This window comes from Shewanella sp. ULN5 (genome assembly GCF_030731885.1).
Taxonomy (GTDB): domain Bacteria; phylum Pseudomonadota; class Gammaproteobacteria; order Enterobacterales; family Shewanellaceae; genus Shewanella; species Shewanella holmiensis.
On record NZ_JAPJEE010000008.1, the window covers coordinates 100,527 to 126,926 of the forward strand.

Genomic DNA, 26,400 nt, shown 5'->3' on the forward strand with positions numbered 1-26,400 from the left:
TTACCAAAATCGCAGCAATTAGTGGCAGACTCAACTAACGGTGTATTTTAGGAGTTTAACCATGGTGCCATTATCCCCCCCAGTCGCTGAAAAATCTGTTCACACTAAGGTAACAAGAAGAATCCTCATTATAGATTGTGCTGATGAGCAGGGGCTTATCGCCAAAATATCAGGCGTGTGTTTTGAACATCATCTGAATGTGATTAAAAATAATGAGTTTGTCGATCATGCTCAAGGTCGTTTCTTTATGCGCACTGTGCTAGATGGTGATATCAATGAAGCTGATTTTATTAGTGCACTACAAGCTGTGTTACCTAGCAAACATCACTTTAAATTAGTAGATGCAGGTAAAAAACGAGTGGTGATTATGGTCACTAAAGAAGCTCATTGTTTGGGTGATTTATTGATGAAATCCTATTACGGAGGCTTGGATGTTGAAATAGCCGCTGTGGTTGGTAATTATGATGTATTACAAAATTTAACAGAAAAATTCGATATACCTTTTCATTTTATTAGCCATGATGGATTAAACCGTGAAGAACATGAGCAAGCTATGCTTAATGTAATCAAGCCCTATGAGGCTGATTATTTAGTACTTGCTAAGTACATGCGAGTGTTAACACCAGAATTTGTTGCACAATTTCCCGATCGTATCATTAATATTCATCATTCATTTTTGCCTGCTTTTATCGGCGCTTCCCCCTATAAACAAGCATGGGATCGAGGCGTAAAAATTATTGGCGCCACAGCCCATTTTGTGAATAACTGTTTAGATGAAGGACCTATCATTAAACAGGATGTCATTTCTGTCGATCATAGTTACAGCGCTGAAGAGCTCGCTCATCAGGGGCGTGATGTGGAAAAAAGCGTATTGAGTAAAGCGCTACAACTGGTGTTGAATGAACAGGTTGTGGTTTATGGTAATAAAACCGTGGTGTTTTAATCTTAGTTAAGTCATAGTGTTTGTTGAACATCAGGTACCATATTAAAATTTAATTACTAGCAAAATCATTTGTTTGGACTAATATTAATATAAGTTGATAATAACAAGGAACGGTATTAAATGCGCCAAAGACAAGACTTCTTTTTGAAGCATGGTGAACTACCAAAAGGTTTCAACTTATCTTGGGCGATTTTTAATGATCGCCTTGAAATCATCCGTTTAAGTGAGACATTATATTCGCAAGTCAAAAAACCTATTGCAGCTATCGTAAAACAGCCGATGAGCGCGACGTTTCCCAATATGGATGTCGATCTTATCGACTTACAGTGCAGGGACTCAGAGCAATTACTGCATTTTATTGATACGCATGGTCATGCATTACAAGCCTCAATTGCTGCAATTGAAGGTACGGATGATCAGTGGTGTATTGTGTTTACCAGGCTAAGTTTAGATGAACAGTGGCTGATGGAGTTGCACCCTGATTATAACTTGGCGATACAATCAAGTGATGATTGGTTGCAGCAGATAGAAGCTGTGATGACAGCTAAACCAGATATGATATTTAAAACGGCTTTACAACAGGGGCTTGCGTTAACCCACAGTCAAGTAGGCTATCTTCATATTTATGATGAAAAACATAATAAAATTCTTCGTACAGCTTGGACTGATAAAGTGAAACTGTACTTTGCCATTCCTGATAATCAAATTTATTTGGCTGAATCGGGTATCTGGGCAGAAACGATTCATACTAAGCAAGCCACCATTCATAACGAACCGTTAGACAATTCAGTGAAGCTGCAAAAAGACGGTTACTTTGCATTTAAAAACCATTTATGCGTGCCAATTCGATACCGTAAAAAACTGGTTGGTATAATTGGCGTTGGCAACCGAGATAAACCGTTTACCAATGTCGATGCCAAATCCTTGAGCATATACGCCACTATTTTATGGCATTGTGTTGAGCTGCCTCGCACCATGAATACCATGATGAAACAGTCGGTCATTATAAAAGATCAAAAAGAGAAAATGACCCAAATCTTGGTGCAATTAATTGGCGCAATCTCTGAAGCCTTAGAGCTAAAAGATGCTTACACCGCGGGCCATCAAAAATCAGTCGCGCAATTAAGCTATTTAATGGGGGAAAAGTTAGGTTTGCCAACTGATCAATTAGAGGGATTAAAGCTTGGTGCTTTGATCCATGACATTGGTAAGCTTGCTATTCCTAGCCAAATTTTAGCTAAACCATCAAGACTCACACCGACGGAGTACGAATTAGTCAAACAGCATCCATTACAAGGAGCATTAATTGTGGATGAGGTCGAGTTTCCTTGGCCGATTAAGCAGATGATTTTACAGCACCATGAGCGATTGGATGGCTCTGGTTACCCTGATGGCTTAAAAGGTAAAGATATTATTATCGAAGCTAAAATTATTGCTGTTGCGGATGTTGCTGATTCGATTTTAAGTCATAGACCATATCGTCCCTCAATGGGAATGGAAGCGTTAAATGATGTATTAATGGATGGCCGAGGTAAAATTTTTGATGAAAATGTCGTAGATGCTTGTTTAGATATTTTAGCTATCCATGACCTTAAAACCGCAGAGTACGTGGGAAGTCTTAATTTAGATCCTGCTGTTATTATAGAAGAATATCATACGCTTGAGCATGTAGAGTCTATGCTGTTAAAAGCGAAAATGAATGTTGCCGTTGTTTTATCGGAACAAAATCGTTTACCCATTGGTGTTATTGATAAAAACATTCTGGCTTTTTGGCATAGCCCATTTATAAATACAGCCGCAGAGCGTGCGGCCGACAGAAGTTTACTTAATAAACGTGCTCATCAAATAATGGAGCATAAAATTAATATTATTGCTGAAAACACTATTTTGAAAGATGCGAAAGTCCTCATGGAAAAACATGCAATTGATTATCTTGTGGTACAAAATCTCGATAATCAGGTGATTGGTATCGTAACGTGGAAGATTTTAGCGAATGCATTGATGAATGAGTTAGATGAAGAGCGTTCTATGCAAAGTTAAAAAACCATTAAGTAGATAGTTAAGGTTCTGCATTTAAACATTAAGTTAAACTTTTAAAGTTGGCGTGACATTTTTGAATAGTGAATAGTTCAAGCCATTTCGATATTTTTATTATTAAGTAATGTTTGTTAAATTGCGGTTGTTGATAATAAGTTTTTATCAGAAAGTTGTTTGTCTAGGGCTGGGCATTTTTTTAAATGCAGGAAGCGAGCTGTTTATGCGTAAGTCTGGTTTTTTTCAGTATAAATTTTAAGCTTAACTGTATTTTCAATGTAGATTATCTGTCTGTCTTTATTCATCTATTAATTTGTATAACAATGATTTAATAAAGGAATAAGTTACAAATTGGCTAATAAAAAAGGCTCCTAAGAGCCTTTTCAACTAAGTTCAATCTTGATTAATCAACAATGCGTAATAATTCGTTAATACCGACTTTACCACGTGTTTTAGCATCAACCTTTTTAACGATGATTGCAGCGTACAAGCTATAAGTACCACATTTTGACGGTAAGTTGCCCGATACCACAACAGACCCTGCAGGTACGCGACCATAATGCACTTCGCCGGTTTCACGATCAAAAATACGTGTGCTTTGACCGATGTAAACACCCATTGAAATCACACTGCCTTCTTCGACAATGACGCCTTCAACGATTTCACTGCGCGCACCAATAAAGCAGTTATCTTCAATAATCGTTGGGCCGGCTTGTAATGGCTCTAACACACCGCCAATACCCACACCGCCAGATAGATGCACATTTTTACCAATTTGCGCGCATGAACCAACGGTTGCCCACGTATCAACCATGGTTCCTTCGTCTACATAAGCACCTAAATTAACGTAAGATGGCATTAGTACGGTATTTTTACCGATAAATGAGCCTTTACGAACCGTTGCTGGCGGGACGACACGAATCGCTTCTTCTTTAAAACGTGCTTCGTCATAATCAGCAAATTTTTGCGGTACTTTATCAAAGTATTTGGTGTCACCACCTTCAATTACACCGTTGTCGAAAATGCGAAAAGACAACAAAACGGCTTTTTTTAGCCACTGGTGGACATGCCACTCGCCATCAATTTTCTCAGCAACACGTGCTTGACCTTTATCAAGCATGCTTATCACTGTCTCTACGTCAGCACGAATACTTGGTTCAACTGTGCTAGGGGTGATAGTTTGACGTGCTTCAAATGCCGCCTCAATGCGTTGGCGTAATGCCTCCATGGAACTCTCCCAATATCATATTAATTAACTAATTTGGTTCAACGCTAAATGCAGCGATGAAGATAAATGCTGTTGTTGTGCTTCATTGAGTGATTGACCATCTTGTGTTTGCAAGATGAAAAAATCTTCTGCACGCTCGCCGATAGTAGTGATCTTGGCTGCTAACAAGGTAACTTCACAGCGGTAAAGAATATCACCTACTTTTGCTAAAAGACCTGGTGTATCAAGGGCTATTAGCTCCATCATGCTGGTGTCTTGACGAATACTGGGTAAAAAGCTCACCTGTGTTGGCACGTTAAACGGCTTCATAATTCGCGCAAGCTTTCTGAACTTGGGCAATTTAGGATTTTCACTGGCTAAGGCTTTTTCAAGCGCTTTTTTGATGCTATGTATTCGTGACAGTTGCACGATAGGCTCGCCATCTTGTTCTAAAATGACAAAAGTGTCTAGTGCATAATTATCAATTGACGTCATGATATTTGCATCATGTACGTTTATATTTTTGTTATCTAAAACCGTCATTACGGTAGCAAATAGCTTAGGCCTGTCTTGGCTGTATACAAATAATTCAGTGCCGCCACGTGTCATGTGCTTTGACATTAAAACTAAGGGCTCATTCTGATCATGTTTGATTATCGCCTCAGTGTGCCACGCAACCTGATTAGGCTGGTGACGTAAAAAATATTCAGGTTTAAATCGACACCACAAAGATTGCATGTCTTTATCTTTGATGCCTCGGCGTAATAATTCTTTTTGGGCTTTTGCTTGGATTTCTTCTACACGAGCCTGTTCATCAACCGGTTTTTCTTTACCACGAGCAAGTACGCGTTGAGTTGAAAAGTATAAGTCTCTTAATAATGAACCTTTCCAGTTATTCCAGGTTTTTTCATTGGTGGCACAGATATCCGCAACGGTTAAGCAATATAAATAACTTAAATGAATAGCATCATGCACCTTGTCAGCAAACTCAGCGACGACATCCGGATCCGAAATGTCACGTCTTTGTGCGGTTACCGACATGACTAAATGGTTTTCAACTAACCAAGCGACTAGGCGACCGTCGTGATCATTCAGCCCATGTAATTTACAAAAATCAATCGCATCGCTCGCGCCCAATTTGCTGTGGTCACCACCGCGGCCTTTCGCTATATCATGGAATATTGCGCCTAAAACCAATAACCCTTTTTTGGGTAATTGGTTAATAAGCACAGCGCCTAATGGAAACTCATCTTTTTGCTCGGCCTGAGCGAATCTTTCTATGTTTAGCAATAATCTGTGAGTATGCTCATCGACAGTGTAAGCATGAAAAAGGTCAAACTGCATTTGACCTTCAATGCTTCGCCAAGCGGGTAGGTAAGACGATAAAATGCCGTGTTTGTGCATCATCGAAAACGCGACTATGCCACGAGGATGCTTCAGAATATCCATAAATACCTTGCGGCAATCTGGGTTATCTTGTAGTGGACCGGTTAAGCTGCGACGAGCTTTGCGAAGTAATCGCAATGTTGGAGCATAGATATACTGAATATTAGAGTTTTTAACGGCATGTAAAAACAAATTTAATATTTCTTCTGGATGCTGATTAAATAACTCATTATCGAGCACTTCAATGTAATAACCGCGACGTTGATATCGCTCATTGATGGGTTGGATCTCTAATGCTTTAAATTGCCCGAGTGTTGCGCGTTTGAACAACTGCAACAGCATTTGATTTAACTCCATTATGCGTCTGACCGTGCGATAATAGCGTTTCATCATCTGTTCAACCGCCAGTTGAGTTGCATCTTCATAGCCTAGCAGGCTAGCAACTTGGCGTTGTAAGTCGAATAACAAACGGTTTTCATTGCGATTAGCACTAATATGTAATGCAAATCGAATTTCCCACAGGTAGTTTTGGCATTCCAGCAACTCTTCTAACTCAGAAGGTTCAAGAAAATCATGCTCAACCAGTTCAGTTAAATTAGCGGCATCAAAGTGACGCATCGCCACCCAGGCAATGGTTTGGATATCCCTTAAACCACCTGGGCAGGTTTTTATGTTGGGTTCGAGGTCAAAAGCACTGGCTTTTGAGTGGCGGAGGGTTTGTTCTTCTTTTTTTGCGTTGTAGAACTCGGCAGAAGGCCAGAAATCATCTTGACGAATACGTTGATATAATTCGTCAAAAAGTTGGGTATTTCCGCATAAAAACCGCGCTTCAATTAAATTGGTTGCGATTGTAATGTCAGCTAGACCTTGGTCAATGGTTTGCGAAACAGTGCGCACACTGTGGCCGATTTCAAGCCCAGCATCCCAAAGGTATGTGATCAATTCACTCAGCTTTGCTTGGGTGTTTTGGCAGACTTCATCCTGTTCAATTAAAAACAGTAAATCGACATCAGAATAGGGGAGCAGCTCGCCACGTCCATAACCACCGACAGCGATTAATGACATAGGATACAGGTTTAGCTTACATTCTATCCAAGCTTCTTGGAGTAGGTTATCGATGAATGCGCTACGTTGTTTGACTATATCAGCGATGGAGTGCTTCGCTTTATATTGCTCAACTAAGCGCTGGTTAAGTTCAAGTAAGGTATTTTTAGCTGCCAGCGCGGTATTCATCGATATCCTTGATTGTTTTATAGATTAAAAGTTAATTATTCTTGGGAAGTCTTCTTCATCACGAAGCGTTAACACTTCAACACCCGTTTCAGTGACTAATAAAGTGTGTTCCCATTGGGCTGAATTTTTGCCATCAGAGGTTGTCACTGTCCAGTTATCATTTTTATCTAATATGGTGGTATGGCGGCCCGCATTAATCATAGGTTCGATAGTAAAACACATACCCGGCTTAATCACGGTTTTGTCATTATTTTTATAATGCACCACTTGAGGCTCTTCATGGAAAACAGCACCAATTCCATGACCACAATAATCTTGCACGATAGAATACTTATCAAGTCCAGTTTTACTTGCTTTGATGAATTTTTCGATACTTGTACCGATTTCGCCTAATTTTGCACCAGGTCTCACCTTTTTAATCGCCAAGTAGAGACTTTCTTGAGCTATGCGACACAAGCGTTTGTCTTTAGGATTGACATCACCAATTAAAAACATTTTTGAGGTGTCACCGTGATAACCATCTTTGATTACAGTAATGTCGATGTTTAAAATGTCACCATCTTTGAGTATGTAATCTGATGGAATGCCATGGCAAATGGTGTCATTGACCGAGGTACAAATAGACTTGGGAAAACCATGGTAATTTAGCGGGGCTGATATGGCCCCTTGCTCTTCAGTATATTGCGCACAAATGGTATTTAATTGATCCGTTGTGATCCCCGCTACAACATGCGGTGCAATCATTTCCAGTACTTGTGCTGCTAGCTTGCCTGCAGCGCGCATTTTTTCAATTTCGTCGGCATTTTTAATGACAATACTCATGGATCTTCTCTTGGTTTTTAACGTTCAAAATGGGCACGTTCAAACTAATCAATTACACGTAAAAAGTTGTGTTTGATCGCTGTTTATGGTATAAAGCGCGCCGTTATGTGTGAGTTCGTGTTTCTTGGTTTGTTTTATCTCACTGAATAAAAAATCACTTCGTTGTGCTTTAATTGTTCAATGTTTCAACAAACTGTCAGAATTTGCGGCTATTATACATGGCAATTAACTTAAATACTAAATCACACACGTATCGACACATTTTTCGGGGTGCTCTTAACGCCATAATGGCTAAGAAGAGTCGAAACATGGGATGCGTGGAGGTCTAACCCCTTACATTAAGGTATATACAATGACTACTGTTTCAATGCGCGACATGCTTCAAGCTGGTGTTCACTTCGGTCACCAAACACGTTACTGGAACCCAAAGATGAAGCCTTTCATCTTCGGTGCTCGCAACGGTGTACACATCATCAACCTTGAGCACACTGTACCAATGTTCAACGAAGCTTTAGCTTTCATTAGCAACGTTGCTTCTAAGAAAGGTAAAGTATTATTTGTTGGTACTAAGCGCGCTGCTGGCGAAGCTATCAAAGAAGCTGCAATTTCTTGTGACCAGTACTATGTTGATCACCGCTGGTTAGGCGGTATGTTAACAAACTGGAAAACTGTTCGTCAGTCAATCAAGCGTCTTAAAGAACTAGAAAGCCAGTCTGTTGACGGTACTTTCGACAAGCTTACTAAGAAAGAAGCTTTAATGCGTTCACGCGAATTAGACAAGTTAGAAAAGTCTTTAGGCGGAATTAAGAACATGGGCGGTTTACCAGACGTATTATTCGTTATCGGTGCTGACCATGAGCATATCGCAATCAAAGAAGCTAACAACCTAGGTATCCCAGTTGTTGCAGTTGTTGATACTAACTCTGCTCCAGACGGTGTTAACTACATCGTTCCTGGTAACGACGATGCGATGCGTGCAATTCGTTTGTACACTTCATCTGTTGCTGCTGCTGCCAACTCTGGCCGTGGTCAAGATTTAGCTGTTCAAGCTGAACAAGACGGTTTCGTAGAAGCTGTTTAATAAGGCGTGATGTTTTTCATCCCCCCTTATTTGCCAATAAGATAATTGGTAAACAGGGGCCTTTGGGCCCCTGTTTTACAAATGCAATATTAGACGAATTTAAATAGAGGATTTAACAATGGCAATTACTGCTGCCCAAGTTAAAGAACTTCGTGACCGCACTGGCGCTGGCATGATGGACTGTAAGAATGCACTGACTGAAACTAACGGTGACATCGAACTAGCGATTGATAACATGCGTAAAAGCGGCGCGGCTAAAGCGGCTAAGAAAGCCGGTAACATCGCTGCTGACGGTACAATTCTAATTAAGAACGGTGAAGGTTTCGCTGCGCTTTTAGAAGTTAACTGTCAAACTGACTTCGTTGCTAAAGATTCTAACTTCTTAGGTTTCGCTAATGCTGTTTTAGATGTTGCTGCAGCATCTAAAGTGACTATCGAAGACTTAAAAGCACAGTTTGAAGAAACGCGTGTTGCACTAGTAACCAAAATCGGTGAAAACATCAATGTTCGTCGCGTTGAGTATATCGATGGGGCTAACCTAGCGTCTTACCGTCACGGTGAGCGCATCGGTGTTGTTGTTGCCGGTGAAGCTGACGAAGAAACGTTAAAGCACATCGCTATGCATGTTGCTGCTTCTAAGCCTGAGTTCGTAAACCCTGAAGACGTACCTGCTGAACTTGTAGAAAGAGAGCAAGCTCTTCAAATCGAAATCGCGATGAATGAAGGCAAGCCTGCTGAAATCGCTGAGAAAATGGTTGTTGGTCGTATGAAGAAGTTCACTGGTGAGATTTCTCTTACTGGTCAAGCTTTCATCATGGAACCAAAGAAAACTGTTGGCGAAATTCTTAAAGAGAAAAAAGCGACAGTATCTAACTTCATTCGTTTAGAAGTGGGTGAAGGTATCGAGAAGAAAGAAGAAGATTTTGCTGCTGAAGTTGCAGCTCAAATCGCTGCTACTAAAAAGGCGTAATCGCTTTTTCTCTATATACCCTAAGACCGCAGCAATCGCTGCGGTCTTGTTATAATCAGGATAAAAATTATGAGCACCAATCCAAAACCTGCATTTAGACGTATTCTGCTTAAATTAAGCGGTGAAGCATTAATGGGCGAAGAAGGCTTCGGCATCGACCCAAAAGTACTTGATCGCATGGCTCAAGAAGTGAAAGAACTTGTTGAACTGGGTATTCAAGTTGGTGTGGTAATTGGTGGTGGTAATCTATTTCGTGGTGAAGGGCTAGCACAAGCTGGCATGAACCGTGTGGTGGGCGATCACATGGGTATGCTAGCAACTGTCATGAATGGCTTAGCCATGAGAGATGCATTGCACCGTGCCTATGTTAATGCGCGCCTGATGTCAGCTATCCCATTAAAAGGGGTGTGTGACGATTATAATTGGGCTGAAGCTATTAGCTTACTAAAATCTGGTCGAGTAGTGATATTTGCCGCTGGTACAGGTAATCCATTTTGTACGACTGACTCTGCAGCATGTCTGCGTGGTATTGAAATCGAAGCGGAAGTGGTATTAAAAGGTACTAAAGTAGACGGTGTTTATTCTGCCGATCCAATGAAAAACCCTGAAGCGGTTAAATACGATACCCTAAGCTTTAATGAAGTTTTAGAGTCTGAATTAAAAGTAATGGATCTTGCAGCCTTTACTATGGCCCGTGACCATAACATCCCAATTTTAGTATTCAACATGAATAAGCCAGGTGCTTTACGCCGTGTTATTATGGGCGAAAGTGAAGGTACAATTATTAGCAGCCAGAAATAATTGCGCTATCACATCTGTTACTGTGTGTCGTAAAATAAACTGCAAATATTGTTTGAGCTGATCCATTGTCTGTACAATTCTTTATCTATCGGCTCGAACTCAATGAATATTGGTTAAAAAGGAAATTATTGTGATTGAAACAATTATGTTAGATGCGCAAGAGCGTATGGGTAAATGTGTAGATGCAACTAAAAATCAAATGGCTAAAGTGCGTACCGGTCGTGCACACCCAAGTTTATTAGATTCAATTCAAGTTTCTTACTATGGTGCAATGACTCCACTTAAGCAAGTGGCTAACATTGGTATTGAAGATTCTCGTACATTGAACGTAACGGTATTTGATCAAACTTTAGTTCAAGCTGTTGAGAAAGCCATTATGTCATCTGATCTTGGTTTGAACCCAATGACAGCGGGCACTTCAATGCGTATTCCGTTACCGGCATTAACTGAAGAACGTCGTAAAGACTTCATTAAAGTTGTCCGTAATGAAGCTGAAAACGGCCGTGTTGCCATCCGTAATGTGCGTCGTGATGCTATTACCGAAGTTAAAAAGTTAGAAAAAGCCAAAGAATGCACTGAAGACGATGTACGTCGTAGTGAAGATAGCGTACAAAAATTTACTGATGCAGCAATTAAAAATGTTGATCAGCTATTAGCTGCAAAAGAAAAAGAGTTAATGGAAGTCTAAACTTCAGCGTTCAACGCTAGAGTTAATACGCCGTGTAAGGGTATACTACACGGCGTTTGTTTTTTATAGGGTCGTTGTTGATGTCATCTACAAATGATTATGGATCAGGTGTTACAACTTCTTCTGAGTTAGTGACGTCTGAAGTCTTACCTGGACAATTATCGGATATCGTTAGGCAGTCTTTGCCCAAGCATGTGGCTATCATTATGGATGGCAATGGTCGTTGGGCTCAGAATAAGAGTATGCCTCGAGTGGTAGGTCATAAAGCAGGTGTTAAAGCTGTTAGACGCATAGTGAGTGCAGCAAGCCAATTAGGTATTGCCTCTTTAACGCTGTTTGCATTTTCGAGTGAGAATTGGCGCAGACCAGATAAAGAAGTTAATTTGTTGATGGAGCTTTTTTTCAGTGTGTTACAACGTGAAATTAAGCGCTTAGATAAAAATCAAGTTAAGCTCAATATTATTGGCGACATCAGTCGATTCTCAGCACGTTTACAAGCTCAAATCGCCCAGGCTCAAGACAAGACACAAGATAACACAGGGTTAATTCTTAATGTTGCTGCTAACTACGGCGGACGTTGGGATATCATCCAGGCTGCTCAAAAATTAGCTGAAAAAGTCGAAAGTGGCGAAATCAGCAGCAGTCAGATGACCGAAGAGGCATTAAATCAACATTTGAGCATGCAAAATCAAAGCGAAGTTGATTTAATGATAAGAACGGGCGGTGATTACCGCATTAGTAACTTTATTTTATGGCAGGCCGCCTATGCTGAGTTAGTGTTCACAGAAACACTTTGGCCTGATTTTGATGAGAAGGCTTTTCATCATGCACTGGCAACTTTTGCCAGCCGTCAGCGCCGTTTCGGTTTGACTGGGAGTCAAATAGAAGAAATACGGGCGCTTTAATCTTAAGAGGATTATTTTTTTGCTAAAACAACGAATAATAACAGCACTTTGTTTAATCCCACTTGTGTTAGTCGGTATATTTTGGGTTCCTTCTGTGTATTTTGCATGGTGTTTAGTCCCTATTTTTGCCATTGCAGCGAAAGAGTGGGGATGCTTTATCGATAAAGAGTGCAATATCACTCAATGGTCTTTTACCATCACAGTAACCGTATTGTTGATTGCGATTAACGTGTTATTTCCAGCAGACAGCTTATGGTTCAAAGGGCATTTGCAACCGATGTTTTTAGCGATTATTAGCATTGGTGTCGTGTGGTGGGTTGTTAGCACTTTGCTGGTATTTAGTTTCCCTAAGAGCGCAGCACTATGGCGCAATAGCCATATGCTAAAATCGATGTTTGGCCAGTTAACCTTAATCCCTTGTTTTGTATCTTTAATTACCCTTAAATCATTAAGTAGCCAAGCCGATCCGTATTTTGGTGGAATATTAGTGCTGATTGTGATGTTAATCGTTTGGGCAACAGATACTGGCGCTTATTTTGCTGGTAGAACGCTTGGCAAACATAAATTAATGCCTAACGTCAGCCCAGCTAAAACGCTAGAAGGATTAGCGGGTGGGTTACTGACAACCCTGTTAATTGTTGCTGGGGTGATGTATGTTTCTCCTCAACAAGAGTTAGGCTTGTTGGTTGTTGTCACCCTAATTACAGCCTTGGCATCAGCATTTGGCGATTTATCTGAAAGTATGTTTAAACGCGTTGCGGTTATTAAAGATTCAGGCACCATTTTACCAGGACACGGTGGCATACTTGATCGAATCGACAGCTTAACAGCTGCGTTTCCTGTGTTTACGTTAATCTATATTGCCATGTGGATGTGATGCCAATGCAAAACATGGTTATCCTAGGCGCCACAGGATCAATTGGCGCAAGCACCCTGAGTGTGGTCACTCAAAATCCAGATAAATATGCTGTTTATGCGCTTGTTGCAAATGCTAGCGTTGATAAAATGCTCGGTTTATGCGAGACACATCAACCTGTGTTTGCTCATATGGTTGATCAACAAGCTGCGCTGAAACTTAAGCGTGCGTTACCCTCATCTTGTAAAACTATCGTTACCTCAACCCCTGAGGAATTAACGGCTTTAGTTACCCACAGTGACGTTGATACTGTTATGGCTGCCATTGTAGGCGCTGCCGGGTTAGTGCCTACATTTGCCGCTGTTAAGGCTGGTAAAAGAGTACTACTGGCCAATAAAGAAGCCTTAGTGATGTCTGGTGAACTGTTTATGCAAACCGCAAAGGCATCGGGAGCGACGATACTCCCCGTCGATAGCGAGCATAACGCGATTTTTCAATGCATGCCTCAAGCCGTTCAAAATAACTTAGGTTTTTGCGATATGGCTGCTGAAGGCATTTCGCATATCCTATTAACAGGTTCGGGCGGTCCTTTTTTAACGACTGACCTATCTATTTTACCAAGTGTGACACCCGATCAGGCTTGTAAGCATCCGAATTGGTCAATGGGCAGAAAAATATCTGTTGATTCAGCATCGATGATGAATAAGGGCTTAGAATACATCGAAGCGCGTTGGCTATTTAATACCATGCCTGAGCAGCTTAAAGTGGTTATTCACCCTCAAAGTGTTATTCATTCCATGGTGCAATACAAAGATGGTTCGGTTCTCGCGCAGATGGGTAATCCCGATATGCGTACGCCAATAGCCCATTGTATGAGCTATCCACAAAGAATTTTAGCTGGTGTTGAACCTTTAGACTTTTTCAAAGTCGGAGAGTTAAGCTTTTTAAAACCTGATTTTGATCGTTTTCCGTGTTTAAAGTTAGCGATAGAGGCGTGCCAACAAGGGCAAGAAGCTACCACGGTATTAAATGCGGCTAATGAAATTGCCGTTGACGCTTTTTTACAGGGAATAATTAAATTTACCGATATTGCTGTCGTCAATGAACAATGCCTTGTATCGTTCAATCCGTCAGCTTTAAAGACGATAGAAGATATTATTGCTTTAGACAGCGAAGCACGCCGATTGGCTTTATCTAAAATTAAAGCGTTAGTGTAACTAGGAGTAAAATGTTCGATTTTTTGTGGAATTTAGGTTCATTTATTATTGCTCTTGGTATTTTAATTACCGTCCATGAGTATGGTCATTTTTGGGTTGCACGAAAGTGTGGCGTTAAAGTCGAAAAATTTTCCATTGGCTTTGGCAAAGCTATTTGGCGTAAAGTCGGTCAAGATGGTACCGAATATGTGGTTGCCATGATCCCTTTGGGTGGCTTTGTAAAGATGCTTGATGAGCGGGTTGAAGATGTACCTGCCGATATGCTAAATCAAGCGTTTAATCGTAAAACAGTTTGGCAGCGTATTGCCATTGTTGCTGCAGGGCCATTAGCTAACTTTGCCTTTGCGATTGTTGCTTTATATGCCATGTATTTAATCGGTGTTCCGTCGATTAAACCCGTTATAGATTCAACTAAAGTTAATTCGCCCGCAGCTGTGATTCAGTTATCGGAACCACAGCAAATTATCGCTATTTCAGGTCAAGATGTTCGCAACTGGGAAGAGGTTAATTTAGCCTTGGTTGGACATATTGGTAATGACAGTGTTGATGTGACTTTGGCGCCATTGTCAAGAATGGACGGTATTGATGATAAAGGTAAAACTTATCAACTCGACACCCGTGAGTGGAGATTTGATCCTGAAAAAGAATCACCGATCACCGCGCTAGGTTTAGGGATATTCAGACCTGGAATTAATCCTGTTATTGCAGCAATATCAGAAAATAGTGCGGCACAAATAGCAGGTTTAATGATTGGTGATACAATTTTATCGATAAATCAACAGCCTTACAAAGATTGGAATAGCTTTGTCGATGTGGTACAAACATCTGCTAATAAGCCGCTTAGTGTAGATATTGAGCGAGCAGGCGAACTGTTGCAGATTGAGGTTGTGCCACAGGCTCAAACCAATGACAATGGTGACACAATCGGTATTATTGGTATTAGCCCCACCGCAGCGCAATGGCCTGAAAATATGCGCTTTGATTTAGAATATGGCATGATAGATTCCGTGTCCGCCGCAGTCGATAAAACATGGCAGCTTGTGGTGGTTAGTTTCAAAATGATAGGTAAATTATTTACCGGCGATGTGTCGGTGAAAAATCTAAGTGGACCCATTTCGATTGCGCAAGGAGCTGGTGCGAGCGCAAATTATGGATTGGTGTATTTTCTTGGATTTATCGCACTAATTAGCGTGAACCTAGGTATTATCAATTTAATGCCTTTACCCGTGCTAGATGGTGGACACTTGCTGTATTACTTTATTGAAGTGATTACGGGTAAGCCTGTTCCTGAAAAGGTGCAGGAAATTGGATTCAGGTTTGGCGCAGCTTTGCTGCTAATGTTGATGAGCGTCGCGCTTTTCAACGATTTTGCCCGACTCTGAGCAAGGACAGACTAATAATTAGAAGTGCTCTATGAGATTGAATAAACTATTTGCATCGATGTTATTCGTCGGCGCGTCTTTTGCAGGGAACGGTTGGGCAAATACTTTCCAGCCATTTGAAGTCACAGACATTCAAGTTGAAGGTCTACAACGTGTAGCATTAGGAGCTGCATTGTTAAACTTGCCGGTTAAAGTCGGTGACACAGTTGATCAAGTTAAATTACAACAGGCGATAAAAAGCTTATATGGTTCAACAAACTTTGAAACCATTAGCGTAAGCCATGAGGCTGGCGTGTTGTACGTTACAGTTAAAGAACGTCCTACCATTAGTGCGGTGACGTTTGAAGGCAACAAAGATATTAAAGATGAGCAGCTTCAAGAAAGTCTTGATGGCTCAGGTGTTAAAATTGGTGAGTCTTTGGACCGCACCATGCTTTCTGGTATCGAAAAAGGCTTACAAGACTTTTATTACGGTGTGGGTAAATACGGCGCTAAGGTTCAAGCGCAAGTTATCAATTTACCGCGTAATCGTGTGGAGTTAAAATTTAATTTTACCGAAGGCTTAGCCGCTGAAATTCGTCAAATTAACGTAGTAGGGAACACTGTTTTCAGTGATTCTGAATTAATCAGCATGCTTGAGTTGAAAGACTTTGTTGCCTGGTGGGATGTATTTGGTGAGCGCCGCTATCAAAAGCAAAAACTTCAGGCTGACTTAGAAACCATTAAAACGTATTACCATAACCAAGGGTATATTCGTTTTGATGTTACTTCTACACAAGTGGCTATGACACCTGATCGTAAAGGGCTTTATATTACCATCAACGTCGACGAAGGTGAAAAATATAAAGTTAAAGACATTAACTTAACGGGCGACTTAATGGGTCGTGAAGAGTTAATGCGAGCCATTTTACCTATCAAATCAGGTAACATGTACAACGGTGCAGATGTGACTTTCACCGAAGAAATGTACAGTAAATATCTGGGGCGTTTTGGTTATGCTTATCCTGAAGTGAAAACCTATCCTGAAATTGATGATGAGAACAAAGAAGTTGTCCTTAACATTAATATTAAACCAGGTAAACGTGTTTATGTGCGCAGTATTAACTTTACTGGCAACGCGGTGACTAAAGATGAAGTCATGCGTCGTGAACTTCGTCAAATGGAAGGTGCTTGGTTAAACTCAGCTCAAATTGAACAATCTAAAGCGCGTTTAAATCGATTGGGCTATTTTGAAACCGTTGATACTGAAACCATTCAGGTGCCAGGTAGTGATGATTTAGTGGATGTCGCTGTTAGTGTTAAAGAGCAGCCTTCTGGATCATTTAATGCTGGTGTAGGCTACGGTACTGAATCTGGTGTGAGTTTACAGTTTGGTGTTGAACAAAATAACTTCTTAGGTACAGGTAACCAAGCGGGTATTAGCATCAACACTAACAAGTATTCGAAAAGTGCCAATATTTCGTATACCGATCCTTACTTCACCAAAGACGGCGTGAGTTTAGGTGGCAGTGTTTATTGGAACGAATTTGATGCGAATGAGGCTAACCTTGAACGCTATAAGAATAAATCTTATGGTGTAGCAGTTAATTCGGGTTTCCCTATTAACGAAAATAATCGTTTAAACGGTGGTATTGGTTATCGTCATAACGCGATTTCTGAAATTTCTGCTTATGAGCAAGCGCTACGCTTTTATAATGTATACCGTGATAGTGAAGATCCTAATGCTGATTTAAGCTTTGATAACTTCGAATTAAACGCCGGTTGGTATAGAAGTACATTAAACCGCGGAACATTCCCAACGGATGGTTCATCACAGCGTTTAAGCGGAAAAATGACTGTGCCAGGTTCTGATCTGCAGTATTTTAAAACAGATTTCGACACTAACTTCTATTTCCCACTAACACGTAAACACAGCTTCGTGATTTTGACGCGAGCGCGTTTAGGCTATGCAAATGGCTATGGACAGTTTAACGATAATGATCAAATTCTACCGTTTTGGGAAAACTATTACTCAGGTGGTAGCAGTTCATTACGCGGATTTAAATCAAACTCAGTCGGTCCTCGTTCATTTTACTTAATGCGTGGTACCGAGCCATGTGCACCAGATCCGTCAGGAGATGGTTGTAGTTTGCCTAGTGACCCGAATGAAATTTATGTTAACCAAGGCCGTTCAATCGGTGGTAATGCCATCGCAACCGCTAGCCTTGAGTTAATTGTGCCAACACCATTTTTGGATGAAGCATATACCAATTCTGTTCGTACCAGTTTCTTCGTTGATGCGGGTAACGTATGGGATACTGAGTTTGACTATGATTCATATAGAAACCTTCCTGCTGATGAATTTAATAAGCTTGAAGACTTTAGTGATCCTAGTCGAATACGTGCTTCTTGGGGGATGAGTGTCCAGTGGCTTTCTCCTATGGGGCCGATGGTGTTTAGTTTGGCTTGGCCGCTTAAAGAATACGAAGACGATGAAACAGAGATTTTCTCGTTCAATATTGGCAAAACGTTCTAAAACGAATACACTCGGCAAGTTTTGCTGAACAAGTGTCTATTAACAAGGAGTCTACTTTGAAAAAGATGGTCAATCGCGCATTAGTAACATTAGCTTTTTTAGCTGTACCTATGATGGCGCACGCTGAAAAAATTGCCGTAGTGGATATGGGCGAAGTATTTGAACAGTTACCACAACGTGAACAAATTTCAACATCATTAAAAGCTGAATTTGGTGATCGTGTTGCTGAAGTCCAAAAAATGCAGGAAGAAATGCGTTCAATGGTTGAAAAGCAGCAACGTGATGGTGCGTTAATGAGTGATACTCAAAAAACTGACATGGTTCGTAAAATGGAATCGTTGAAGTCTGAGTTTCAATTAAAAGGCAAAGCACTTGATGAAGATATGCGTCGTCGTCAAGGTGAAGAGCAAAATAAACTGCTAGTACAAGTTCAAAAAGTGATTAATACCATTGCTGAAAAAGAAAAATATGACATGGTATTACAGCGTGGTGCGGTAATTTTTGTTAAGCCTGATGCTGATATTAGCGGCAAAGTGGTTGAAGCATTAAGTAAAGGTAAATAAGCCCGAACGTTAAGGCAAAGGTACTATGCAACAAATGACTTTAAAAGAGATTGGCCAGCTGCTAAATGCAACTATTCGTGGGGATGATTCGGTTATCATCCATACTGTAGCAACACTTGAAGATGCGGCAGAAGGTCAAATTTCTTTTCTAGCCAATAGTAAATATCGCGCTCAACTTGAGGCAACTCAAGCGAGCGCGATATTATTGAGTGAGAAAGAAGCAGAATTTTATCAAGGAATAGCTGTCATTGTCGCTGACCCTTACGTGGCATTTGCACGTTTAGCCCAGCATCTTGATACGACCCCCAAAGCAGCCATCGGTATACATCCTAGTGCCCAAATTGATACGTCAGCCAAGCTTGGTGAAAATGTGTCGATTGGTGCCAATGCGGTTATATGTGCCAATGCAATTCTCAGTGATAACGTGCAAATTGGTGCGGGTACTGTCGTGGGGGAATCCAGCATCATTGGTAAAAATACGCGTTTATGGGCTAATGTTACTGTTTACCATAATGTGTATATTGGTTCTGATTGTATTATTCATTCCTCAACCGTTATTGGTTCTGATGGTTTTGGCTATGCCAATGAGCGCGGTAATTGGATTAAAATTCCACAAACTGGCGGTGTTAGAATTGGTAATAATGTCGAAATAGGTGCTTGTACCAGCATTGACCGTGGTGCGTTATCGCATACTGAAATCCACGATGGCGTTATCATCGATAACCAAGTGCAAGTTGCCCATAATGTTATTATTGGACAAAACACTGCTATTGCAGGTAATACTACTCTAGCGGGCAGTGCGGTTATTGGAAAATACTGTATTGTAGGTGGCCATAGCGCTATTTCTGGTCATTTGTCTATCGCAGATGGTACTCATATTAGTGGTGCGACTAATGTGACAAGTGTGATTAGAGACAAAGGCGTTTATTCTTCAGCCACAGTCGCCATGGAAAACAAGTTGTGGCGCCGAAACACAGTCAGGTTCCGCCATTTAGATGATCTATTTAATCGGGTTAAAAAACTCGAAAAATCATCAGAATCTGAATAACTGTTAGCTATAAAACTCATTCACTTGAGTTAAGGAATCAAGAGTGTCGAACCAATTAAATACAATGGATATAAAAGAAATCCTTAAATATCTTCCACATAGATATCCATTTTTACTCATAGATCGCGTATTAGATTACACAGTTGGTGAACAACTGCATGCGATAAAGAACGTGACAATTAACGAACCTTTCTTTCAAGGCCACTTCCCTGTAGCACCTGTTATGCCTGGTGTATTGATTTTAGAAGCAATGGCGCAAGCTACGGGTCTACTTGCTTTTAAAACCATGAGTACAGAGCCTTCACCAGATGTGTTGTATTATTTTGCTGGTATTGATAAAGCGCGTTTTAAACGAGTTGTAGAACCCGGAGATCAAATTCATTTTCACGTTAAAATGATTAAAGAACGTCGCGGAATTGGTGTTTTCGTTGGTGAAGCTCTTGTCGATGGCGAAGTCGTTTGTTCCGCTGAAATTATGTGTGCCCGAAGAGAGATTCAAAAGTGATTGATAAACTAGCATTTGTTCACCCTGATGCAAAAATTGGTAATAATGTCACCATAGGCCCTTGGACGTACATTGGTGCCGATGTTGAAATTGGTGATGATACCTGGATCAGTTCACATGTTGTGGTTAAAGGCCCGACGGTGATAGGCAAAGGTAATCGCATTTTTCAATTCGCCTCAGTTGGTGAAGAGTGTCAAGACAAAAAATACGCTGGTGAACCGACACGTTTAATCATGGGTGATAATAATATTATTCGCGAGTCAGTCACCATTCATCGCGGCACTGTTCAAGATAATAGTGAAACCCGTATTGGTTCGAATAATTTGTTCATGGCGTATGTGCATATTGCCCACGACTGCGTTGTTGGCAACAATGTCATTATGGCAAATAATGCCTCTATTGCTGGCCATGTTCATGTTGGCGATCATGTGATTCTTGGTGGCATGACTGGTGTGCATCAGTTTGTGCATATTGGTGCGCATGCGTTTACTGCAGGTTCATCGACAATTTTTCAAGATGTACCCCCATTCGTCATGGCAGCTGGCAGCCCAGCCATTCCTCGTGGTTTAAATGTTGAAGGGTTAAAGCGTCGCGGTTTTAGCAAAGAAACTCAACATGCTATTCGTCGAACCTACAAGGCCTTATACCGCAAAAATCTAACTATTGATGAAGCGTTGGCCGAGATAGCTGTCGATGCTGAAAATGACCCATATGTGCAATCTATGGTCGATTTTATTACGACCTCTTCACGTGGGATTATTCGATAGTTAAAAATGAGCAAATCTACTCCCCCAATATTTGCCATGGTCGCCGGAGAAATCTCCGGCGATATTCTTGGTGCCGGATTAATAAAATCGCTTAAATTGCGCTATCCAGATGCGACATTCGTTGGCATTGGTGGACCCCGCATGCAAGCTTTAGGCTTTCAATCCTGGTTTTCGATGGAAGAACTGGCTGTGATGGGAATAGTGGAAGTGCTGTCTCGTTTGCCCCGATTATTAAAAGTTCGTGCCAGTTTGATTGAGCAGATTTGTGCTATTAAACCTGATTGTTTTATTGGTATTGATGCACCAGATTTTAATATTGGCCTTGAGCTTAAGTTAAAAAATAAAGGTTTTAAAACGGTTCATTATGTTAGCCCCTCGGTATGGGCATGGCGACCAAAACGTATTTTTAAAATTGCTAAAGCAACTAACATGGTGTTGTCATTATTACCATTTGAAAAAGCATTTTATGATAAACATGATGTTCCTTGTACTTTTGTCGGTCATACGCTCGCTGATGATATCCCGATGCAAAGCGACAAGTTAGCAGCACGCACACAATTGGGGTTAGATGCTGAAGCAGAATACCTTGCGGTTTTACCCGGTTCTCGAGGTGGCGAGTTAGCGCAACTTGCTGAGCCTTTTCTCAAAGGGGCTAAGTTGGTTAAAGATGCCTATCCCGACATTAAGTTTGTGACTCCTGTTGTTAACGCGGCACGACGTAAACAGTTTATTGAAGCATTGGAAAAATATGCTCCTGATTTAGCTATCGATATTATCGATGGTCAGTCGCGAGAAGTGATGGCTGCTGCTGACTGTATTTTATTAGCATCTGGCACAGCAACTTTAGAGGCCATGTTAGTAAAGCGTCCTATGGTAGTGTCTTATCGTGTTAGTCCGATTACTTACGCGATAGCGGTGCGCATGATGCAAATTTCTAATTATTCGTTACCCAATTTATTGGCGAATGAAACCATTGTGCCAGAATTAATTCAAGCTGATTGTCAGCCTCAATTAATCGCAGATGCAGTTATCAATCAGTTGGATAAAGACTTTTCTCCCCTTAGCACTCGCTTCGAACAATTGCACCAATTACTCAAATGTAATGCCAGTGAGCGCGCAGCCGATGCCGTTGTCGCGTTAATTGAAGTTTAATTAAGTTAACGAGATCCCAATGACTAACTTCGCTTTACCAACAGTGATTAAGAATATTACCCCTGAGCAAGTGGCTCTATTATCACAAGGGTGCATCGCGGGCGTTGACGAGGTTGGCCGCGGACCATTAGTCGGTGACGTTGTTACTGCAGCCGTTATATTAGATCCCCGTCGTCCTATTGACGGCTTAAATGACTCTAAAAAGTTATCCGAAAAGCGCCGAAACGCCCTATATCTGACGATATATGAGAATGCGCTATCGGTCAGTGTGGGACGTGCTAGTCCGCAAGAAATAGATGAGCTTAATATTCTACACGCCACCATGCTAGCCATGCAGCGTGCAGTGGCAGGACTAGGGATCACTCCACAAAGGGTGCTTGTTGATGGAAATCGTGTACCAGACTTTGGTATTCAATCACATGCCATTATCAAAGGCGACGGTTTGGTGAGCGCCATTAGCGCGGCATCAATCATCGCCAAAGTGGTAAGAGATCAAGAAATGCTTGAGCTTGACGCTAAACACCCGCAGTATGGTTTTGCAAAGCATAAAGGTTATCCAACTAAAGCACATTTTGACGCCCTAGCGGAATTTGGTGTGTTAGATGAGCATCGTAAAAGCTTTAAACCTGTTGCCGATAGATTAAATCAGCGATAGTTTACTTTTAAAGTTAATATTGTCACCGTGGTAAGGTTTCAGTTTTATATCACTGTCAAAGTCATCTTCTTACCGTGACAGCTAAGTTATTGGCAGTGATTTGAATGTTTGTTAATCTAGCCGATATTTTCAATTGCATTTTTGCATCTCTTTTATCATCGAATAATAAGAATTTTATCTATGTCCGATCCTCGTTTTGTGCATTTACGCGTTCACAGTGATTTTTCCATGTGTGATGGTGTTGCTAAGGTAAAACCTATCTTAGCAACGGCGGAAGCGCAGGGTATGGCGGCATTAGCTTTGACCGACCAAAATAATTTTTGTGGTTTGGTAAAGTTTTATGGTGGCGCGCACGGGGTGGGCATTAAGCCTATTATCGGTGCTGATTTTTGGATGCAAGTACCGGGGTTTGACAAGGAGCTTTGTGCCTTAACCATTATCGCGATGGATAATGATGGCTATCAAAATTTAACTCAGCTTATCAGTGAAGCTTACCTACGTGGTCAAGTTAACGGCCGAGTGGTTATCGATCAATCTTGGCTTGTCACCTATAACAAAGGGATTTTAATTTTATCGGGAGCCAAAGAAGGCGATATCGGTAAAGCCTTATTAAAAGGAAACCAGGGGCAGGTAGATGAGTTGGTCAACTTCTACCAAACACACTTTAATGATCGATATTATCTCGAGCTTATCCGCACTAACCGCCCCGATGAAGAACGCTATTTGCACATGGCGGTTGAATTGGCATCAAAAATGTCAATTCCTGTAGTCGCAACGAATCAGGTGGTTTTTTTAAAGCCGGATGACTTTGAATCACATGAAATTCGGGTGGCTATTCATGATGGCTTCACCCTTGCGGATCCCCGCCGACCTAAAACCTACAGTGCCGAACAGTATCTTCGTAGTGAAGATGAAATGTGCGATCTTTTTAAAGATATTCCTTCAGCTATCAGTAATACAGTAGAAATCGCTAAACGCTGTAACGTTACTATTCGCTTGCATGAATACTTTTTGCCTAATTTTCCTACCGGTGATTTGTCTATTGAAGACTTTTTGGTCGAAGTATCGGAAAAAGGCCTTGAAGAGCGTCTAGAGTTTTTATTTCCTGATCCGGCTGTTCGATTGGAAAGAAGAGGCGAGTACGACGAGCGTCTTGAGATTGAGCTTAAAGTTATTAATCAAATGGGATTCCCTGGTTATTTCTTAATCGTAATGGAATTTATCCAATGGGGTAAAGATCATGGTATTCCGGTTGGTCCAGGTCGTGGTTCAGGTGCGGGGTCTTTAGTGGCCTATGCGCTAAAGATTACTGACCTTGATCCATTAGAATATGATTTGCTGTTTGAGCGTTTTTTGAATCCTGAACGTGTTTCAATGCCCGATTTCGACGTCGACTTTTGTATGGACAGACGTGATGAGGTGATTGACCATGTAGCAGATCTCTATGGCCGTGAAGCGGTATCGCAAATTATTACCTTCGGTACCATGGCCGCCAAAGCGGTTGTGCGTGATGTAGGCCGAGTATTAGGCCATCCCTATGGTTTTGTTGAACGTCTTACAAAGATGATCCCAGCAGAACCGGGTATGACCCTTGCCAAAGCGTTTGAAGTCGAACCTGCGCTGCCTGAAGCCTACGCCGCAGATGAAGATGTTAAAGAGCTTATCGACATGTGTCGACGCTTAGAAGGTGTTACTCGAAATGCAGGTAAACATGCCGGTGGTGTGGTTATCGCGCCAACCCGTATTACTGATTTCTCACCATTATATTGTGATGCTGAAGGCTTAAACCCTGTTACTCAGTTCGATAAAAATGACGTTGAAACAGCGGGATTAGTTAAATTCGATTTCTTGGGCTTACGCACTTTAACCATTATTGACTGGGCGCTGCAGATGATCAATCCGCGTCTGGCCAAAGCGGGTAAAGATCCTGTTCGCATTGAAGCTATTAAGCTTGATGACCCTGCCTGTTTTAGATTATTGCAAAAATATGAAACTACCGCGGTGTTCCAGCTCGAATCTCGCGGTATGAAAGATCTGATTAAGCGTCTACAGCCAGACTGTTTTGAAGATATGATTGCGTTAGTTGCACTATTCCGTCCAGGTCCTTTGCAATCAGGCATGGTTGATAACTTCATTGAGCGTAAACATGGCCGAGAAGAAGTGTCTTACCCTGACGCACAATATCAACATGAATCCCTCAAAGAGCTGTTATCGCCCACTTATGGCATTATCTTGTATCAAGAACAGGTGATGCAGATTGCGCAGGTACTATCAGGTTATACCCTAGGCGGGGCAGATATGCTGCGTCGTGCTATGGGTAAGAAAAAACCTGAAGAAATGGCCAAACAGCGCAGTATCTTTAAAGAGGGTGCGATAGAAAACGGTATTGATGGCGACCTGTCGATGAAAATATTCGATTTGGTTGAAAAGTTCGCTGGTTATGGTTTCAACAAATCGCATTCAGCTGCTTACGCATTAGTTTCTTACCAAACCTTGTGGTTAAAAACCCATTATCCTGCGCAATTTATGGCGGCGGTAATGTCTGCCGATATGGATAACACAGATAAAATTGTTACCCTGGTAGATGAATGCGAGCGCATGGGATTACCGTTAATTCCGCCGGATGTGAATAAGGGACTCTTTAAGTTCACCGTTGATGATGATCTTAATATTGTTTATGGCATTGGCGCAATTAAAGGGGTTGGTGAAGGACCTGTCGACTCAATTCTCGAGGCGCGTAAAGATGGACCTTTTATCGATTTATTCGATTTCTGTGCCCGTATCGATTTAAAGAAGCTGAATAAACGCGTAATAGAAAAACTGATTTGCGCTGGTGCATTGGACAATCTTGGCCCGCATCGCGCATCTATGATGGCAACCTTGCCTGAGGCCATCAAAGCCGCTGCTCAACATGCCAAAGCGCAAGAGATTGGTCAGCATGACATGTTCGGCTTGCTCAATGATGAGCCCGATGATAACAAACAGCAGTTTGTTGAATGTACGCCTTGGCCTGATAAAATTTGGCTTGAAGGTGAGCGTGATACCTTAGGGCTATATTTAACAGGGCATCCGATAAATCAATATTTAGCAGAGCTTAAGCAATACACTTCGGGGCGTTTAAAAGACATTCACCCGACTGAGCGGGGTAAAACCGTTAAAGCCGCTGGTTTGGTGGTGGCGACTCGGGTCATGATCACTAAGCGAGGCTCCAAAATGGGCTTAGTCACGTTAGATGATAAAAGCGCCCGTTTAGAGGTCATGCTTTTTACTGAACCGTTTGAAAAATTTGGCCATTTATTGGAAAAAGACCGTATTTTAATTTGTGAAGGCGATGTCAGTTTTGATGACTTTGCCGGCGGTAACAGGATGAATGGCCGAAACATTATTGAAATAGGCGAAGCCAGAAGTCATTTTGCTAAAGCCGTTGAGTTGAATATTCAAACCCAGATGTTATCACCAGAATGGCTCAATCAGTTTAAAGAAGCCTTACAACCTTGGAAAAGCGGTGCTGTACCGGTAGTGATTAATTACACTAAAGAAGGCGCTTGCGGAAGATTAACATTAGGCGATGAATGGCGTGTCAATCCATCCGATGATTTGATGCTAGCGTTAGAAACGCAACTTGGGTCAAGTAATGTCAAAATTGTATTTAATTAATCGTGAATAACAG

General features: G+C 41.3%; 21 protein-coding genes. 18 read left to right on the top strand and 3 right to left on the bottom strand.

Translation table 11 applies throughout. The features are described 5' to 3' along the window. Positions 1–61 precede the first annotated feature (61 nt). Both purU and ORI98_RS09780 read left to right on the top strand, forming a co-directional pair. Positions 62–943 (top strand): formyltetrahydrofolate deformylase, encoded by an 882-nt coding sequence (purU, locus tag ORI98_RS09775; protein ID WP_261296846.1) that lies wholly within the window; start codon positions 62–64, stop codon positions 941–943. 120 nt (positions 944–1,063) lie between these two features. Further along, positions 1,064–2,983: an HD domain-containing phosphohydrolase gene (locus ORI98_RS09780; protein ID WP_306135098.1), complete on the top strand. Its 1,920-nt coding sequence runs from the start codon at positions 1,064–1,066 to the stop codon at positions 2,981–2,983. Between the two features lie 397 nt (positions 2,984–3,380). Here ORI98_RS09780 and dapD read toward each other — a convergent pair whose 3' ends face one another. Genes dapD through map form a run of 3 tightly spaced genes read right to left on the bottom strand, consistent with a single transcriptional unit; the run spans position 3,381 to position 7,625 of the window. Continuing rightward, the gene (gene dapD / locus ORI98_RS09785) at positions 3,381–4,205 is read right to left on the bottom strand and encodes a 2,3,4,5-tetrahydropyridine-2,6-dicarboxylate N-succinyltransferase (RefSeq protein ID WP_261296844.1); all 825 of its coding nucleotides are present in this window, start codon (positions 4,203–4,205) and stop codon (positions 3,381–3,383) included. Between the two features lie 24 nt (positions 4,206–4,229). Continuing rightward, complete coding sequence (glnD, locus tag ORI98_RS09790; RefSeq protein ID WP_261296843.1) at positions 4,230–6,803, bottom strand: bifunctional uridylyltransferase/uridylyl-removing protein GlnD; 2,574 nt, start codon at positions 6,801–6,803, stop codon at positions 4,230–4,232. 24 nt (positions 6,804–6,827) lie between these two features. Beyond that, on the bottom strand, positions 6,828–7,625 hold the full coding sequence (gene map / locus ORI98_RS09795) for a type I methionyl aminopeptidase (protein ID WP_261296842.1): 798 nt from the start codon (positions 7,623–7,625) through the stop codon (positions 6,828–6,830). A gap of 352 nt (positions 7,626–7,977) precedes the next feature. Here map and rpsB point away from each other — a divergent pair, with 352 nt between their 5' ends. From rpsB to dnaE, 16 genes are all read left to right on the top strand, one after another. Then, positions 7,978–8,706 (top strand): 30S ribosomal protein S2, encoded by a 729-nt coding sequence (rpsB, locus tag ORI98_RS09800; RefSeq protein ID WP_188839377.1) that lies wholly within the window; start codon positions 7,978–7,980, stop codon positions 8,704–8,706. Between the two features lie 118 nt (positions 8,707–8,824). Then, positions 8,825–9,676: a translation elongation factor Ts gene (gene tsf / locus ORI98_RS09805; RefSeq protein WP_261296841.1), complete on the top strand. Its 852-nt coding sequence runs from the start codon at positions 8,825–8,827 to the stop codon at positions 9,674–9,676. Positions 9,677–9,745: 69 nt separating this feature from the next. Next, on the top strand, positions 9,746–10,477 hold the full coding sequence (pyrH, locus tag ORI98_RS09810) for a UMP kinase (protein WP_188839379.1): 732 nt from the start codon (positions 9,746–9,748) through the stop codon (positions 10,475–10,477). Between the two features lie 145 nt (positions 10,478–10,622). Beyond that, positions 10,623–11,165, top strand: a complete 543-nt coding sequence (frr, locus tag ORI98_RS09815; protein WP_188840002.1) for a ribosome recycling factor — start codon at positions 10,623–10,625, stop codon at positions 11,163–11,165. An 80-nt stretch (positions 11,166–11,245) separates the two neighbouring features. Next, positions 11,246–12,070 (top strand): isoprenyl transferase, encoded by an 825-nt coding sequence (locus ORI98_RS09820; protein WP_261296840.1) that lies wholly within the window; start codon positions 11,246–11,248, stop codon positions 12,068–12,070. A 19-nt stretch (positions 12,071–12,089) separates the two neighbouring features. Then, positions 12,090–12,947, top strand: a complete 858-nt coding sequence (locus tag ORI98_RS09825) for a phosphatidate cytidylyltransferase (protein ID WP_306135099.1) — start codon at positions 12,090–12,092, stop codon at positions 12,945–12,947. 5 nt (positions 12,948–12,952) lie between these two features. Next, positions 12,953–14,143 carry a 1-deoxy-D-xylulose-5-phosphate reductoisomerase gene (gene ispC, locus ORI98_RS09830; protein ID WP_306135100.1) on the top strand — a complete coding sequence of 397 codons (1,191 nt, stop codon included), beginning with the start codon at positions 12,953–12,955 and terminating at the stop codon, positions 14,141–14,143. Between the two features lie 11 nt (positions 14,144–14,154). Continuing rightward, the gene (rseP, locus tag ORI98_RS09835) at positions 14,155–15,525 is read left to right on the top strand and encodes a sigma E protease regulator RseP (RefSeq protein WP_306135101.1); all 1,371 of its coding nucleotides are present in this window, start codon (positions 14,155–14,157) and stop codon (positions 15,523–15,525) included. Between the two features lie 31 nt (positions 15,526–15,556). After that, positions 15,557–18,040, top strand: a complete 2,484-nt coding sequence (gene bamA, locus ORI98_RS09840) for an outer membrane protein assembly factor BamA (RefSeq protein WP_306135102.1) — start codon at positions 15,557–15,559, stop codon at positions 18,038–18,040. A 65-nt stretch (positions 18,041–18,105) separates the two neighbouring features. Then, positions 18,106–18,603, top strand: coding sequence for an OmpH family outer membrane protein (locus ORI98_RS09845; RefSeq protein ID WP_306135150.1), 498 nt, complete (start codon positions 18,106–18,108; stop codon positions 18,601–18,603). A gap of 25 nt (positions 18,604–18,628) precedes the next feature. Continuing rightward, positions 18,629–19,651, top strand: coding sequence for a UDP-3-O-(3-hydroxymyristoyl)glucosamine N-acyltransferase (gene lpxD / locus ORI98_RS09850; protein WP_306135103.1), 1,023 nt, complete (start codon positions 18,629–18,631; stop codon positions 19,649–19,651). A gap of 43 nt (positions 19,652–19,694) precedes the next feature. After that, the gene (gene fabZ / locus ORI98_RS09855; protein ID WP_261296834.1) at positions 19,695–20,156 is read left to right on the top strand and encodes a 3-hydroxyacyl-ACP dehydratase FabZ; all 462 of its coding nucleotides are present in this window, start codon (positions 19,695–19,697) and stop codon (positions 20,154–20,156) included. After that, a complete protein-coding gene (gene lpxA, locus ORI98_RS09860) occupies positions 20,153–20,923 on the top strand; it encodes an acyl-ACP--UDP-N-acetylglucosamine O-acyltransferase (RefSeq protein WP_261296833.1) in 771 nt (256 codons plus the stop codon). Before fabZ ends, lpxA begins: the two co-directional genes overlap by 4 nt. Before the next feature lie 6 nt (positions 20,924–20,929). Beyond that, positions 20,930–22,075, top strand: coding sequence for a lipid-A-disaccharide synthase (gene lpxB / locus ORI98_RS09865; RefSeq protein WP_306135104.1), 1,146 nt, complete (start codon positions 20,930–20,932; stop codon positions 22,073–22,075). A 19-nt stretch (positions 22,076–22,094) separates the two neighbouring features. After that, positions 22,095–22,730 (top strand): ribonuclease HII, encoded by a 636-nt coding sequence (gene rnhB / locus ORI98_RS09870; RefSeq protein WP_306135105.1) that lies wholly within the window; start codon positions 22,095–22,097, stop codon positions 22,728–22,730. Between the two features lie 180 nt (positions 22,731–22,910). After that, positions 22,911–26,387, top strand: coding sequence for a DNA polymerase III subunit alpha (gene dnaE / locus ORI98_RS09875; protein WP_306135106.1), 3,477 nt, complete (start codon positions 22,911–22,913; stop codon positions 26,385–26,387). Positions 26,388–26,400: the final 13 nt, after the last annotated feature.